Source organism: Arthrobacter sp. SW1 (assembly GCF_001766675.1).
Lineage (GTDB): Bacteria > Actinomycetota > Actinomycetes > Actinomycetales > Micrococcaceae > Arthrobacter.
The window spans coordinates 433,048-447,338 of sequence record NZ_MJLT01000045.1; the positions used below are offsets into that span (position 1 = coordinate 433,048).

The 14,291-nt window shown below is 66.7% G+C and carries 12 protein-coding genes and 2 tRNA genes; 10 read left to right on the forward strand and 4 right to left on the reverse strand.

The features are described 5' to 3' along the window. Positions 1–61: 61 nt before the first annotated feature. Both BIU82_RS15325 and BIU82_RS15330 read left to right on the forward strand, forming a co-directional pair. Positions 62–595, forward strand: a complete 534-nt coding sequence (locus BIU82_RS15325) for a helix-turn-helix domain-containing protein (protein ID WP_070350289.1) — start codon at positions 62–64, stop codon at positions 593–595. Continuing rightward, positions 592–1,935, forward strand: a complete 1,344-nt coding sequence (locus tag BIU82_RS15330) for an MFS transporter (RefSeq protein ID WP_070350290.1) — start codon at positions 592–594, stop codon at positions 1,933–1,935. Before BIU82_RS15325 ends, BIU82_RS15330 begins: the two co-directional genes overlap by 4 nt. Here BIU82_RS15330 and BIU82_RS15335 read toward each other — a convergent pair whose 3' ends face one another. Genes BIU82_RS15335 through BIU82_RS15345 form a run of 3 tightly spaced genes read right to left on the reverse strand, consistent with a single transcriptional unit; the run spans position 1,936 to position 5,263 of the window. After that, complete coding sequence (locus BIU82_RS15335; protein WP_070350291.1) at positions 1,936–3,441, reverse strand: APC family permease; 1,506 nt, start codon at positions 3,439–3,441, stop codon at positions 1,936–1,938. It abuts the gene before it with no gap. Then, entirely contained in the window at positions 3,438–4,649 is a 1,212-nt protein-coding gene (locus tag BIU82_RS15340; protein ID WP_070350292.1) for a glutathionylspermidine synthase family protein, read from the reverse strand. Before BIU82_RS15340 ends, BIU82_RS15335 begins: the two co-directional genes overlap by 4 nt. A 2-nt stretch (positions 4,650–4,651) precedes the next feature. Further along, complete coding sequence (locus BIU82_RS15345) at positions 4,652–5,263, reverse strand: Tat pathway signal protein (RefSeq protein WP_070350293.1); 612 nt, start codon at positions 5,261–5,263, stop codon at positions 4,652–4,654. Between the two features lie 154 nt (positions 5,264–5,417). Between BIU82_RS15345 and BIU82_RS15350 the strand changes: the two genes are divergently transcribed. The 7 genes from BIU82_RS15350 (at position 5,418) to BIU82_RS15380 (ending at position 12,220) form a co-directional block, all read left to right on the forward strand. Then, entirely contained in the window at positions 5,418–6,953 is a 1,536-nt protein-coding gene (locus BIU82_RS15350) for an ATP-binding protein (RefSeq protein ID WP_070350294.1), read from the forward strand. Beyond that, the gene (locus BIU82_RS15355) at positions 6,950–7,624 is read left to right on the forward strand and encodes a response regulator (protein ID WP_070350295.1); all 675 of its coding nucleotides are present in this window, start codon (positions 6,950–6,952) and stop codon (positions 7,622–7,624) included. Before BIU82_RS15350 ends, BIU82_RS15355 begins: the two co-directional genes overlap by 4 nt. A 15-nt stretch (positions 7,625–7,639) precedes the next feature. After that, a complete protein-coding gene (locus BIU82_RS15360) occupies positions 7,640–8,302 on the forward strand; it encodes an MOSC domain-containing protein (RefSeq protein ID WP_070350296.1) in 663 nt (220 codons plus the stop codon). Between the two features lie 401 nt (positions 8,303–8,703). Further along, the gene (locus BIU82_RS15365; RefSeq protein WP_070350297.1) at positions 8,704–10,770 is read left to right on the forward strand and encodes a DEAD/DEAH box helicase; all 2,067 of its coding nucleotides are present in this window, start codon (positions 8,704–8,706) and stop codon (positions 10,768–10,770) included. A gap of 270 nt (positions 10,771–11,040) precedes the next feature. Next, positions 11,041–11,112: transfer RNA gene (locus tag BIU82_RS15370), tRNA-Thr, on the forward strand. A 58-nt stretch (positions 11,113–11,170) separates the two neighbouring features. After that, positions 11,171–11,244 (forward strand) — tRNA-Met (locus tag BIU82_RS15375). Positions 11,245–11,404: 160 nt separating this feature from the next. Next, positions 11,405–12,220 carry a DUF308 domain-containing protein gene (locus tag BIU82_RS15380; RefSeq protein WP_070350298.1) on the forward strand — a complete coding sequence of 272 codons (816 nt, stop codon included), beginning with the start codon at positions 11,405–11,407 and terminating at the stop codon, positions 12,218–12,220. A 94-nt stretch (positions 12,221–12,314) separates the two neighbouring features. Here BIU82_RS15380 and BIU82_RS15385 read toward each other — a convergent pair whose 3' ends face one another. Next, on the reverse strand, positions 12,315–13,340 hold the full coding sequence (locus BIU82_RS15385; protein WP_070350299.1) for a BMP family protein: 1,026 nt from the start codon (positions 13,338–13,340) through the stop codon (positions 12,315–12,317). Between the two features lie 197 nt (positions 13,341–13,537). Between BIU82_RS15385 and BIU82_RS15390 the strand changes: the two genes are divergently transcribed. Continuing rightward, the gene (locus BIU82_RS15390) at positions 13,538–14,194 is read left to right on the forward strand and encodes an SDR family oxidoreductase (protein WP_070350300.1); all 657 of its coding nucleotides are present in this window, start codon (positions 13,538–13,540) and stop codon (positions 14,192–14,194) included. Positions 14,195–14,291: the final 97 nt, after the last annotated feature.

A 14,291-nucleotide genomic window follows, 5' to 3' on the forward strand; every position in this document is an offset into this window, starting at 1 on the left:
GTGCCGTCACCGCCCATCCTCCGGGATAGCTTTCTTGAAGATAGCCACCTATCATCGATCCATGCCCCTCCGCTCCGATTGGTCCGCCCGCGCCTGCAGCCTGGCACGCGGCCTCGACGTGCTCGGCGATCCCTGGAGCAGCCTGGTCATGCGCGAAGTCTTCCTGGGCAACGGCCGTTTCGACGCCATGAAGCAGCGGCTCGGCTGCGCGGACACCGTGCTGAGCAAGCGCCTCGGATGGTTGCTCGACGCCGGACTCCTCGCCCGCCGCCCGTACACGGACAACGGCCGGGCCCGCCAGGAATATGTCCTCACCCCCAAGGGCGAAGACGCCCTGCCGGTGCTGAACGCCGTCATCATCTGGGCGGAAAAGCATCTCGACGCCCCGGACGAGACGGCGCACGTGAAGGTCATCCACAGGGGCTGCGGCCGCGAAACGTCTTCGGCCGATACCTGCGAACACTGCGGCGTTCGGCTCACCGCGGCCAACACCAGCTGGCACAGCCTGACGCGCACCGCGGAGCCTGTGCCGCTCGCCGTCGCGCCCTCTGATACACCTGCCCCCGCCCCGCACGAAACGGAGATCCCCGGATGACCGCCCCCGACGCCACCGGGCTCCGCCCCGGTAAAGACGCAGGCAAGAACGCAGGCAAACCGAACCGGCGCCGCCTGCACCCGGCCTGGATTGTTGCCGCCGTCGCGTTCCTCGCCCTGGTGGGCGCGGCAGGCTTCCGCGCGGCACCCGGCGTGCTGATGGTTCCGCTGCAGGCCGAGTTCGGCTGGTCCACCACCGTGCTGTCCCTGGCCGTGAGCATCAACCTGGTGCTGTTCGGCCTGACTGCGCCGTTCGCCGCCGCCCTCATGGAACGCTTCGGCATCCGCACCGTGACCGCGCTGGCGCTGTGCCTGATCGGCCTGGGCTCGGCATTGACCGTGTTCGTCAACCAGTCCTGGCAGATCCTGCTCACCTGGGGCCTGCTGATCGGCCTGGGCACCGGATCGATGGCACTGGTTTTCGCCGCGACCATCGCCAACACCTGGTTCGCCAAGAGCCGCGGCCTGGTGATCGGCGTCCTCACTGCGGGCAGCGCCGCGGGGCAGCTGGTCTTCCTGCCGCTCATCGCGGCCCTCGCGCAGGATCCGGGCTGGCGCGGCGCCTCGCTGCTGATTGCGGCCGGCGCGCTCGCCGTCGTCCCGCTCGTGCTGCGCTGGCTCCGGAACTCACCCGCCGACGTCGGCGTCCTGCCTTACGGCGCCGAAACGGCCGAAGCGGTGGTCCCGACGGCGGCGGCCGGGGACTCTCCGAACGCTGCGGTCCGCGCGCTGCAGGTCCTCAAGCGCGCCAGCAAGGTGCGCACCTTCTGGGGCCTTGCGGCCGGCTTCGCGATCTGCGGAGCCACGACGAACGGACTGATCGGCACCCACTTCATCCCTTCCGCGCATGACCACGGCATGCCGGAAACGACGGCGGCCGGGCTGCTGGCCGTCGTCGGGATCTTCGACATCGTGGGAACCATCGCTTCGGGCTGGCTGACGGACCGCTTCAACCCGAAGGTCCTGCTGGCCGTGTACTACCAGTTCCGCGGCATCGGGCTGCTGGTGCTACCGCTCCTGCTGGGTTCGACGGTGCAGCCGAGCATGATCGTGTTCGTTGTGGTGTACGGCCTGGACTGGGTGGCCACGGTGCCGCCCACCGCCGCAATCTGCCGCAGGGTATTCGGCGCGGACGGCTCCGTGGTGTTCGGCTGGGTGTTCGCCGCCCACCAGCTGGGCGCGGCGGGAGCGGCGGTGGCGGCCGGGTACGTCCGGGACGCCACCGGTCACTACACCTACGCGTGGCTCGGCGCCGCGGCGATGTGCACGGTGGCGGCCGTCATCAGCGCGACCATCCGCAAGGACGCGGTGACGAAGGAGCCGGCCTCGGTGGCTGGCTGACTACTTCGCCGGAACCGGCTTCCGCGTGAAGAACTCCCTGGTGGACGGCGCGAAGCGGCACGCCACGGCCAGCACGACGCCAAGGAGCAGGAGCAGTACGCCGCTGACGAAGGCCCCGCCAATACCGAAGACGGTGCTGGCTCCGTAGCCGGGAGACCACATCTGCACCGCGGAAATGACGAAGGCAGCGGTGAGGGACAGGGCACCCAGCAGGGGCAGGATCCCGCGGAACCAGAGGTTCCGGGCCGAATCGCGCAGGGTGCCGCGGAAGTACCAGACACAGGCGAAACCGGTCAGGGCGTAGTAGAAGGCCACGAACAGGCTGAGCGCACTGATCGAATCTGCCAGCAGGTTCCGGTTCAGGGCCGTCATCACCACGTAGTACGCGATCGCGGCCCCACCCATGACCCGGGTGGAGAAGCCTGGGGTCTGGTAATCCGGGCGCACCTTGGCGAAGGCCTGCGGCAGGGCTCCGTGCACGCCCATGGACAGGGTGCCGCGGGCGGTGGGCAGGATGGTGGTCTGGGTCGAGGAGAGCGCCGAGGCCAGGACCGCGACCACGATCAGCCAGCCCCACGGGCCCAGCACAACGTCCTTCATCGCCAGGAAGACGTCGGACTCGTTCCCGCTGTTCCCCAGGCCGATTCCTTCGGTTCCGGAGCCGGCGTACATCAGCACCAGCAGGGTCACGGCGGTGTAGACCGCCAGCAGCACGCAGGCGGACAGCACGGCACCGCGGCCCGGGGTCTTCGCCGGGTTTTCGGTTTCCTCGTTCAGGGCGAAGCAGGTATCCCAACCCCAGTAGAGGAACAGTGCCAGCAGGACACCCTGCATCACGGCGCCGGGATCCGTGAAGGCCCCGGCGGGGTTGAACCATTCGAAGCTGAAGGGCGTGATGGTGCCTGCACTGCCCGTGCCGATGGCGATCATCAGTGCCAAAGCGAAGATGCCCAGCGAGATGTACTGGATGTAGGTGAGCGTGCGCTGGACGTGTTCGCCCAGGCGGATGCCGCGGTAGTTCACGAACGTCATCAGGGCGAGGAAGGCCACGCCGGTTCCGGTCACCAGCCAGGTGTTCTTCGCCAGCGAACCGTCGCCTACCAGGAGCCAGACGTACTGCCCCGCCACCCGCGCAAGGTTGGCCAGCACCACGATCCCGGCCAAGGCGACGCCCCAGCCGCCCAGCCAGCCGGCCCATGGTCCGAAGGCCTTCCGGGCCCAGACGAAGGTGGTGCCGCAGTCGGGCATGGCGCTGTTGAGCTCACGGTAGGCGTAGGCGATGAGCAGCACGGGGATGAAGCCGAGCACCAGGATCAGCGGCGTGTAGTCGCCGTTCAGCGCAACGATCAGTCCAAGCGTCGCCGCGAGGGAATACACCGGAGCGGTCGAGGCCATGCCAAGCATCACGGAGTCGCCGAGGTCGAGGATTCCGGCGCGCAGCCCCTTGGCGGGAACGGTGCCGCCGGGCAGCGGGCTGCCGGACGACGTCGGGGTTTCGATGCTCACAGGGCGGCTCCATTCGTTGCGGAGGCGGAAGGCGCGAGGTTCGGCGCCGGTGCGTCGATGGTGTTCGGGACGAAGCGGCAGAAGTAGTCGGTGACCGGGCCGTCGGATTCGCGGATGCCGCAGCCCACCGATTCCCCGTCAACCACCCACAGGCCGAGGACCGGATGGTTGCCGTCGAAGTCGGGCAGCTGGTGGTACTGCTGGAAGCACCAGCCTTCGCGTCCGTAGTTGCCGGGCTGGTTGATCTCGACGCCGGGCGCATGGATGCGGATATTGTCGCCTTCGCGCCCGTGCAGGGGCTTGGCCACCCATTCCTTGAGCGGCCCCGGATCGTTGAGGTACGCGGGCAGCAGGTTGGGGTGGTCCGGGTAGAGGTGCCACAGCGCCGCGAGGAGCGCCTTGTTGGAGAGCAGCATCTTCCAGGCCGGCTCCACCCAGCGCGGGTTGTGGGCGCGCTGCAGCAGGCGGTGGCCGAATGGCTCCTTCATCATCAGTTCCCACGGATACAGCTTGAACATGGTGCTGATCATGAAGTTGTCCAGGTCCACGAAGCGGTTGAGGTTCGGGTCCCAGCCGATGTCCGACATGTTGATGCCGATAGTGGTCCAGCCACCCTGGCTCGCCACATCGCGCATGTAGGCGGCGGTCATCCAGTCCTCGCCGGACTCCTCGGCCTCCGAATGCGCCACATGCAGGGTGCTCATGCCGGTGCGGTACTGCAGCTTCTTCCACTGCCGGATGAGGGCCTCGTGGATGCCGTTCCACTGGTCCTTCTCCGGGAAGACGTCCTGCAGCCAGAACCACTGCGCCACGGAGGCCTCGATCAGCCCCGTGGGGGTATCGGCGTTGTACTCGAGCATCTTGGCGGGCCCGCCGGCGCCGTCATAGATGAAGTCGAAGCGGCCGTAGATGTCCATGTCCCCGGCCTGCAGCGATTCCGCCGCGAGTTCCAGGGCCTGCTGGCCGATCCCGATGCCGCCCATCGCACCGGTGGCCAGGAACTTTGCCGCCTCCAGGCACATGAGGTGCATGTCTTCGGCGGTTTTTTCGAGGGTTTCCACCTCGTCCATGGTGAATTCGTAGTAGGCCGATTCGTTCCAGTATTCGATCTTCCGGCCATCGGGCGTGGTGGTGGTCGAAAACACCAGGCCCTGCTCTTCGATCTTCGCTTTCCAGTCGGGCCGCGGTGTGGATGCAAGTCTCTTCATGCCTAGCCGCCCGAACTTCCGCCCTTGGAGCTTCCGCCGAAGCCGCCGCGGCTGACGGTTCCGCCCTTGCTGCTGTAGCCCGTGGAGGTCTTCGCGTTGCTGGGCACGTTCCGGGTGTAGTTCGGGTACGAGGTGCGGCTTTGGCCGATGGCCGGCACGCTGGAGCCGCGGGAGTAGAAGTACCAGGCGTAAACACCGGAGCTGCGGCCAGCGGAGCTGCCGCAGTTCACGTCCTCGACGCGCTCGCCGGTTTCTTCGTTGAAGCACACCTGTGCGTAATCGGCGTCTTCCTCCTGGCTGGCCACGATCGCCGTGATGGTTCCGGCGAGCAGTGCGGTGACGCCCAGGCCCACGAGGACCGTCCGGCGCTGCGAACGCTTCTTGCGGTGTTCCGCTTCCGCTGCCTGCTTGGCGTGTTCCCGTGCAAAGGGGTCGACGACGGCGGGCGGCTGCTGCGGCAAACCCTGCGGGGGTGCGCCCTGCGGTCCGCCCGGGACGCCGGGCTGCTGCAGCTCCGGCCGGAGCTCCGGCTGGGGCACCTGCCATGGTGGCGGTTTGGGCGCACCGTCGCGGCCCTGGCCCTCTCCGTTCGCCGGATTGCTGTTCGGGTCCATACTTCTTATCCCCCGGATGTTTTCGACGGCGCGGGATGCCCCGGCCTGACGCATGGTCCTGCGTGCTGCACAGTGATTGCTGAGGAAAGCCTAGCGTGCACACCGCCGGGGCGGCATGGGGAGCTCTGCCCGGCGGGGTGCCAGAATTGGGGGCATGGCCGCAACGGGTGTACTGAAACAGGGGGAAGCCGGGGGCCCGGAGGAGGCTGCGGTCCGCGGCATCGGGCGGGGCCGGGTGCTGGCGGGCGTCATCCTGGCAGTCCTGCTGCCACCCGCCGTCGAAATCCTGGTGACGATGGTGGGCTACCGCAATTTCGCGATGATCATGCTCCTGCAGCTGGCCGTCGCAGTGGCCGTGGCCGCCGTCGGCGGACTGTGGCCGGCCGTGGTTGCGGCGGTCCTGGGCAGCTCGCTGCTCAACTACTTCTCGGCCGAACCGGTGGGCTCGTTCTCCATCGCCGATCCCTCCACCCTCTTCATCCTGCTGGTCTTCCTCGCCGTGGCCTGCGGCGTGGGCCTGGCGGTGGGCCTGGCCACCCGCCGCGCCCAGGAAGCCGCGCAGGCAGGGGCCGAAGCCCGGGCGCTGAACGAGCTGGCCCTGCGGATCCTCCGCTCGGACGACACCCTGGAATCGTTCCTGGACAAGGTCCGCGCCAAGCTCGGCGCGGACGCGGTGACCCTCCTGGAGGCAGTGCCCGACGACGGCCCGCAGCCGCCGCCGGCGGCCCACCGGCCGGCGGCCCGCGGGGGAGCGCCGCGCTGGCAGGTGCTGGCAAGTTCCGGACCCCAGCCGCCGCTGGCCCATGCCGCGGCCGACCATGCCGCCGTCGTCGACGGGAATTACACGCTGCTGCTCCGCGGCGGCCCCTTTTCCGGCCGCCACAAGAGGCTGCTCGCATCGTTCGGGGCCTTCGTAGTGGCGGCGCGCGAACGGCAGCAGCTGGTCCAAAGCCGGCAGGACAACATCCGCCTCACGGAAGGCAACACCATGCGCACGTCCATCCTGCGCGCGGTGTCCCACGACCTCCGCACGCCGCTGGCCGGCATTAAGCTCGCCGTCAGCAGCCTCCGCCAGGAGGAGGTCAGCTTCAGCCTGGAGGACGAACGCGAGCTGCTGGCCACGATCGAGGACTACACGGACCGGCTGGGCCATCTGGTGGACAACCTGCTGGACATGTCCCGCATTACCGCGGACGCCGTCACCCCGCACCTGCGCGGGCTGGCTTGGGAGCATGTGCTGCAGGAGGCCTTGCGCGGGGTGCCTCCGGAGCGGATCCGCAACGAGATCGCCCCCAACCTTCCGCCGGTCGAAGCCGACGCCGGCATGCTGGAGCGCGTGGTGGCCAACCTCGTTGAAAACGCCGTGAAGTACGCGCCGGGCGCGGACATTGTGCTGCAGGCACGCACCGGCGCCGGCATCGCAGTCCACGGGCGGCCGGCCGGAGAACTGCGCGTGGTCGACCACGGCAGGGGAGTACCGCCGTCGGCCCTTCTGGACCTATTCCTGCCCTTCCAACGAATGGACGACGCCGGCACCGCCAAGGACGGCCGCAGCGGCATCGGCCTGGGGCTCGCCGTCGCGAAAGGCTTCACCGAAGCGATGGGCGGCGCGCTGACCGCGGAGCCGACGCCGGGCGGCGGCCTGACCATGGTGGTCACCCTTCCGCTGTGGGAAGGGGAGCAGCAGTGAGCCTGGTGCTGATCGTCGAGGACGAAGCGCAGATTGCGAGGGCCATGCAGATCAACCTGCACGCCCACGGCTACCAGGCACTCACTGTGTCCAACGGTGCCGACGCCCTCAAGGCCGCGGCCAAGCATCCGGTGGACATCGTGGTGCTGGACCTCGGCCTGCCGGACATGGACGGGGTAGGGGTGATCCGCGGAATCCGGGGCTGGAGCGGCATGCCCATCATCGTGCTGTCCGCCAGGCACGGCTCCGAAGACAAGGTTGAGGCCCTCGACGCCGGTGCGGACGACTACGTGACCAAGCCCTTCGGCCTGGACGAGCTGCTGGCGCGCCTGCGTGCGGCATCCCGGCGCGCCGGGCCGCGGGACGAAGCGCCCACGCTGGAAACCGCGGACTTCGTGGTGGACCTGGCCGGGAAGAAGATCACCAAGGACGGCGGCGAGGTGCGGCTGACCCCCACCGAATGGAGCATCCTGGAACTGCTGGTCCGCAACGCCGGCAAGCTGGTCAGCCAGCAGCAGATCCTCACCCAGGTATGGGGGCAGGCCTACGCCAAGGAGACCCAGTACCTGCGCGTGTACATCGCCCAGCTGCGCCGCAAGCTCGAAAGCGACCCCTCCGCACCGCGCCACCTGCACACGGAAGCGGGCATGGGCTACCGCTTCGACCCGTAGCGCTACGCTTATCCCATGGACACCGCATCGTTGATCGCAGTCTGCCGTGTGCACCAGCTCCTGGCGGATCCGGAAGGCAGCGTTGGCGTCACCGCCATCGACAAACGCCCCGTCGAAGGGCCGGTCAAGGTCCACAAGCTGGGTGTGCACGGGGACGTCCAGGCCAGCCGCCTGCACCACGGTGGCGAAGACCAGGCCCTGTACGCCTATTCGCAGGACGACGCCGACTACTGGACCGGTGAACTCCAGCGTGAACTGCCTCCCGGGATTTTCGGCGAGAACCTCCGCGTGCGCGGCATCGATACCACCGGTGCCGTGATCGGCGAACGCTGGAAGATCGGCCTGGACGTTGAAGTCGAAGTGACCTCGCCCCGCGTTCCGTGCGCCACTTTCCAGCGGGTCATGGACGAACCGCAGTGGGTCAAGCGCTTTACCGCTGCCGGCCGGGTGGGCTGCTACCTCCGTGTGGTGAAGACCGGCAGCATTTCCGCAGGGGACCACGTCCACCGGATCTTCGTCCCCAAGCATGGCATCACGGTGGGGAAGTGGTTCAGCGATCCCACTGTCGAGGACGTCCAGACCCTGCTCGATGCCGAGGCCGACGGCGAGATCCGCTTGCAGCCCGAGTACCACGACGAGTTCGACAAGGTCATGCGCCGGGCAGGCGCCAGCTTCTGACCCAAGGCCCGCCTTGGCGGAGGCTTTGTGCGCAAACTCACCGCCGCCGTCGGGCTCTGTGTCACGGGCAGGCAGCGCCGTGCCCTACAATTGATGTATCCCCCACTCCGGAAATCCCTTTTTCCTGCCCAATTTTTGAGGCAGGACTGGTCAGTGTTGGGGCCCGTGGTTTCGAAGCGGGCATTTTCATAGGGAGAGCCGGGCGAAGAAAACGCTGTACAGACTGCTGGGATAGCAGCCAAGAGATGCAGCGCGAAGTCCTGCCATGGGATTGCGACAGCGCCGGACTTCTTTGCGTGCGGCCGGGCTCACCCACAGGCTCAGTTGTATGCGACGTGTACTGCGGTCAAGCCCAACCGGGCCGCGCCGACTGGCCCCCTATGGATGAGGAATATTTCCCTATGCCCGAAAACCCGAACGAGATCGAAAACCTCGACGCCGAAACCACCGAAAACGTCGACGCTGCGGTTGAAGCTCCTTCCGCTCCCGCAAGCGAAACCCCCGCCGAGGCTCCCGCTTCCGCTCCTGCCGAGGACGAAGAAGAAGGCGTCCGCTTCACCGACCTCGGCCTCGACGGCCGTGTCCTCGCCGCCCTGCAGGATGTCGGCTACGAGAAGCCGTCTCCCATCCAGGCAGCCACCATTCCGCTGCTGCTGGAAGGCCGCGACGTCGTCGGCCTCGCACAGACCGGTACCGGCAAGACCGCCGCGTTCGCTGTTCCGGCGCTGTCCCGCCTGGCCGAACTGCACGACCTCAACGGCCCTTCCCGCAAGACCCAGGCCCTGGTCCTGGCTCCGACGCGTGAACTCGCCCTCCAGGTGGCCGAAGCCTTCACCTCCTACGCCAAGCACATGGAAGACTTCACCGTCCTCCCGGTCTACGGCGGTTCCGCCTACGGCCCGCAGCTGGCCGGCCTGCGCCGCGGCGCCCAGGTGGTTGTCGGTACCCCCGGCCGCGTGATCGACCACATCGCCAAGGGTTCCCTGGACCTCTCCGAACTCCAGTACCTGGTGCTGGACGAAGCCGACGAAATGCTGCGCATGGGCTTCGCGGACGACGTCGAGCAGATCTTCCAGGAGACCCCCGAGTCCCGCCAGGTGGCCCTGTTCTCGGCAACCATGCCGGGCCAGATCCGCCGTATGTCCAAGCAGTACCTGAACAACCCGGCCGAGGTCTCCGTGAAGTCCAAGACTTCCACGGGCTCCAACATCCGCCAGCGCTACGTGCAGGTCATGGGACCGCACAAGCTGGATGCGATGACCCGCATCCTCGAGGTCGAAGAGTTCGACGGCGTGATCGCCTTCGTGCGCACCAAGATGGCCACCGAGGACCTCGCCGACAAGCTGAAGGCCCGCGGTTTCCAGGCTGCCGCCATCAACGGTGACATCCCGCAGCAGCAGCGTGAACGCACTGTTGACGCGCTGAAGGAAGGCCGCATCGACATCCTCGTGGCCACCGACGTCGCCGCCCGTGGCCTTGACGTCGAACGCATCAGCCACGTGGTCAACTACGACATCCCGCACGACACCGAGTCCTACGTGCACCGTATCGGCCGTACCGGCCGTGCAGGCCGTGCCGGTGACGCGATCCTGTTCATGACCCCGCGCGAGAAGTACCTGCTGCGCGCCATCGAGAAGGCCACCCGCCAGACCGTGGAGCAGATGCACCTGCCCACCGCGGAAACCGTCAACTCGCTGCGCCTGGGCAAGTTCGCCGACCGCATCACCGAGACCCTCGAGTCCGAGGACGTCTCGCTGTTCCGCGACCTGATCGCCTCCTACGAGGAAGAGCACAAGGTCCCGGCCGCCGAGATCGCCGCGGCCCTGGCCGTCATGGCCCAGGGCGGCCAGCCGCTGCTGGTCAAGGAACTGCCGGCTGCTCCGGAATTCCAGAAGCGCGAGCGTTCCAAGGACGGCTTCGGCTCCCGTGGCCCGAGCCGCCCGCTGACCGAAGGCAACGCCACCTACCGGATCGCCGTCGGACGCCGCCAACGCGTCATGCCGGGCTCCATCGTGGGTGCCCTCGCCAACGAGGGCGGTTTCTCGTCCTCGCAGATCGGCGGCATCGACATCCGCTCCGACCACACCCTGGTGGAGCTCCCGGCCGATCTGAGCCCCGAGCAGTGGAAGGCGCTGTCCCGCACCCGGATCGGCGGCGAGCTGATCCATCTGGAGCTGGACACGGGCCGCAAGCCGAACCGTGAGCGCGGCGGCTACGGCGATCGCGAGAACCGCGGCAACTTCAAGGGCAGCGGCGGCTTCAAGAAGGACTTCCGCCGCAACGACGGCGAACGTTCCCCCGCTGACCGCGGCGGCCGTTCCTACAGCGAGCGTTCCGAGCGCAGCTTCGACCGCGACCGCGGCCAGGCCAGCGACTCCCGCTTCGGCGGCCACGGCAACGGTGCGCGCAAACCCCGCCACGGCGGCGAGAGCGGACACCGCGATTTCAACCGCAAGGGCAAGTGGTAAAGCTCACTGCTTAGTTTGACCCCGAGGGGCCGGCATTGTGCCGGCCCCTCGGGCGTTTAACCGGCTCTGTTTGGGAGGCGCCCGGGACCGTACCGTGGAGCGCCCGACGGCGGTGCTCCCGCCTCCGTTTCCGGGGTCCGTTCCGGGCCCTGTTTGGCGTCCGTGGAACAAGCTCCAGGGCGCTTCGCAAATTGTGTCAAGGCTTCCAGGAACCGCCTTTGCGCTCGATTTGGTGTCAGGGGCGAACCTCCGGTAGAGTACTTACTCGTTGCCCCCTTAGCTCAGTGGTAGAGCGCGTTCTTGGTAAGAACGAGGTCGCCGGATCGATTCCGGCAGGGGGCTCTGAATGAGAGCCTGTGTCAAGGCGGTTTGACCGGCTGGCACAGGCTTTCTCATTCGTGGCGGTGTAGCTCAGTTGGTTAGAGCGCACGACTCATAATCGTGAGGTCGGGAGATCGAGCCTCCCCACCGCTACAGAGGAAAGCCCCCGGGAAACCGGGGGCTTTCGCTGTTTTCGTGGACGACACATTCCGGCTGTTTATTCCGCAGTCTTTATCAATGTCACACCCTCCCCTTACGATTCCTCGTAATCCGTTCGCATAACGGTTCATTTGAAAACCATGGGGGAATTTTCATGACTCAGCCCACCTACCAGGCGCCTCAGTTTGCGCCTCAGCCCGAACCAAAGCGCGGCAATGGCTTTGGTGTTGCAGCACTCGTCCTGGGCATCGTCGCGATTGTCGCGTCGTTCATCCCGGTCCTTGGGACCGTGGCTTTCATCCTTGGCCCGTTGGCAGTACTTTTTGGCCTTCTGGGTATTTTCCTGCGTAAAGGGACGCCACGCGGAACTTCGATCACCGGCATTATCCTCGGCGCGCTTTCGATCGTCATCGCCATCATCGTGACGGTCATGACGGCGGCATTTGTCGGCGCGGTTGACGACGCGCTCAAGAAGTCTGACCCGTCGGTCAGCAACGCGGCTCCGGCCGTGGAGTCGCCGGCCCAGGGAGCGTCCGTACCGCCGTCTGAGGCGCCGGCAGATCGTTCGGCTGACTTCGGTGGAACCGTCAAGTACGACAATGGCGTTAGTGTCACCGTCAAGTCTCTGGGCTTCACCAAAGTAGGCCAGTACGCGACTGGAGCGGTGGAGGGGCAGGCCGCCGTCTTTGAACTGACGGTTCACAACGGGAGTAAGGAAGACCTCGAAGCCGTCCTGATGTCTGTGCCTAATGTCACCCACGGCCCTAAGAACGCCAAAGCATCGATGGTTATTGACAGCTCAACTGATTTGGGGCTTCAAACGCTGAGCACGATCCTTCCGGGCGAGAGCCAGACTGTGAAGTTTGCAGCTGGAGTTCCCAAGACCTCTGCCGGGAGCGTCCGGGTCGAGGTCACCGGTCCGAACATGTTCTCCGACAAGGACGCCATCTTCAAGGGCGCGGTGAAGTAGGCCCTCTGCTCCCCACCGCTACAGAGGAAAGCCCCCGGGAAACCGGGGCTTTCGCTGTTTTCGTGTACTTTCCCAGAGCCGGGCGGAATGCGATCTATTTCACGGTGAATTCGGGCCCGCTGTATTCGGTCTTGACGGTGATGCTCCCGTCGATGATCTTCTTCGCGAGGCCATCAATCTTCTCGCGGACATCCTTGGGAACGTCCGCCGCCAGGGTCAGCCTCACGGCCTCCGGATTTTCCAATCCGATGTGCTTGGTCGACCCCGGGGAGAACTTCCCGTCCACGAGGTCCTTGACGGCCTGGAAGGCTGCCGCTCCGGAGTCGGCCACCGCGGAGCCGGCGAAGATGGCCGGATCGTCCTTGGTGAAGTCCCGGACGTTGCCGAACTGCCGTGCCTTGCCGGATGCCTTCATCGCCTCTGCCACGCCCGGCCGGCCCGCATTGAGCATCGTGAAGATGTAGTCGGCGCCGGCCTTGATTTCCGCGGTGGCGATCTTCCGGGACAGTTCCACGTCGTCCTGGTCGCCGGAGAAATTGCTCAGGACCTTCGCCTTGGGGTTTGTGTGGGCCACGCCGTCCACGTAGGCGGCACGGCCCTTCAAGCCGGGGACGGGGCGGATCCCGGACATGTGGCCCACCACGTTGCTCTTGGTCAGGAGGCCTGCGGCAGCACCGGCCAGCCATGCGGAGTGTTCCTGGAGTACCTCGTAGCTTGAGAGGTTTGCTCCTTTGACGTTGGCCTGGGTGACCACGAAGGCGATGTCCGGGAATTCCTTTGCCACCTGGACGGCGGCGTCGCTGTTCTGTCCGCCGTGGGCGATGATCATGTCGGGGTCCGAGGCTGCCAGCTCCCTCAGCCCTGCCGCCAAGGCCTCCGTTGTGGGTGCTACGCCTTCCTTGACGGAAACCGAGACGCCAAGTTCCGATTCTGCGCGCTTCAGCCCCGTAAACCCGGACTGCATGAATCCCTTGTCTGTTGAGGAACCGGCCAGCAGCATGGCCACGTGCGGTTTGGCGTCGCCGGATGGCGCCGAGGATCCGGCGGGTGTCCCCGCGGCCGTTCCGCAACCGGCCAGCATCATCATTGACGCTGCCGCGACGGCGATTTTTCGTTTCAAGCTTCCTCCTGGGTCGAAAAACGGTGAGGCCGGGTTAAGCAAAAAATGAGCCGGCATCCGTGGACGCCAGCTCATTACAACCCTGCCTGCTGATCTCAGGTCGGGCAGTTACCTGCCCTGTGTTCTGCACTATATGCATCCACGGTTCGTGATGTACATCACTGGTTGCCATGTGACCCGGCTGCTTGAATGGGTAGATGTCCCGGATCACCATCATCGGCGGCCACGGAAAAGTGGCCCTGCAACTTGCCCGGATCCTCAGCGGCGAAGGCCATTCGGTCACTTCGCTCATCCGCAACCCGGACCATGCCGCGGATGTCATGGCGGGCGGAGCGGCTGCGGTGATTCTCGACGTCGAGCACTCCACGACGGCGGAGATCGCCGCCGTGCTGCGCGGCAGCGACGCCGTGGTCTGGTCAGCGGGCGCCGGCGGAGGGAACCCGGCCCGCACCTACGCGGTGGACCGCGACGCTGCCATCCGGTCCATGGATGCGGCCGTCGAGGCAGGCGTGAAACGCTACGTGATGGTGTCCTATTTCGGTGCGGGGCCAGGCCACGGGATTCCCGAGAACCACAGCTTCTTCCCCTACGCCGAGGCCAAGGCCGCCGCCGATGAGTACCTGCGCGGCAGCAGCCTGGACTGGACCATCCTCGGCCCCGGCACCCTCACCGAAGAGCCCGCAACCGGCCTGATCGACGTCAACCCAGCGGATCCTTCCGCGGGCACCGGCACCTCGCGGGCCAACACGGCACTCGTGGCTGCCGCCGTCCTGGAGCTTCCGGAAACCATCGGCCGGACCATCGAGTTCCGTGACGGATCCAGCGATGTGGTGGAGGCGCTCACGTCCCTGTAAGCCCACATCCGGGAAACCGCGGGACCCATGGCACCGCGATATGTTGGGAGGACGCGTTCCGGGCCGCTTCCGGGGCAGTGGCAAGGACGGGGGACTC

What these genes read in the sequence shown, in the direction of transcription:
- BIU82_RS15360 (WP_070350296.1), top strand. Translation starts at nt 7,640, where the DNA reads ATGGACACCGCATCGTTGATCGCAGTCTGCCGTGTGCACCAGCTCCTG.
- BIU82_RS15345 (WP_070350293.1), bottom strand. Translation starts at nt 5,263, where the DNA reads ATGGACCCGAACAGCAATCCGGCGAACGGAGAGGGCCAGGGCCGCGAC.
- BIU82_RS15365 (WP_070350297.1), top strand. Translation starts at nt 8,704, where the DNA reads ATGCCCGAAAACCCGAACGAGATCGAAAACCTCGACGCCGAAACCACC.
- BIU82_RS15325 (WP_070350289.1), top strand. Translation starts at nt 62, where the DNA reads ATGCCCCTCCGCTCCGATTGGTCCGCCCGCGCCTGCAGCCTGGCACGC.
- BIU82_RS15390 (WP_070350300.1), top strand. Translation starts at nt 13,538, where the DNA reads ATGTCCCGGATCACCATCATCGGCGGCCACGGAAAAGTGGCCCTGCAA.
- BIU82_RS15340 (WP_070350292.1), bottom strand. Translation starts at nt 4,649, where the DNA reads ATGAAGAGACTTGCATCCACACCGCGGCCCGACTGGAAAGCGAAGATC.
- BIU82_RS15380 (WP_070350298.1), top strand. Translation starts at nt 11,405, where the DNA reads ATGACTCAGCCCACCTACCAGGCGCCTCAGTTTGCGCCTCAGCCCGAA.
- BIU82_RS15350 (WP_070350294.1), top strand. Translation starts at nt 5,418, where the DNA reads ATGGCCGCAACGGGTGTACTGAAACAGGGGGAAGCCGGGGGCCCGGAG.
- BIU82_RS15330 (WP_070350290.1), top strand. Translation starts at nt 592, where the DNA reads ATGACCGCCCCCGACGCCACCGGGCTCCGCCCCGGTAAAGACGCAGGC.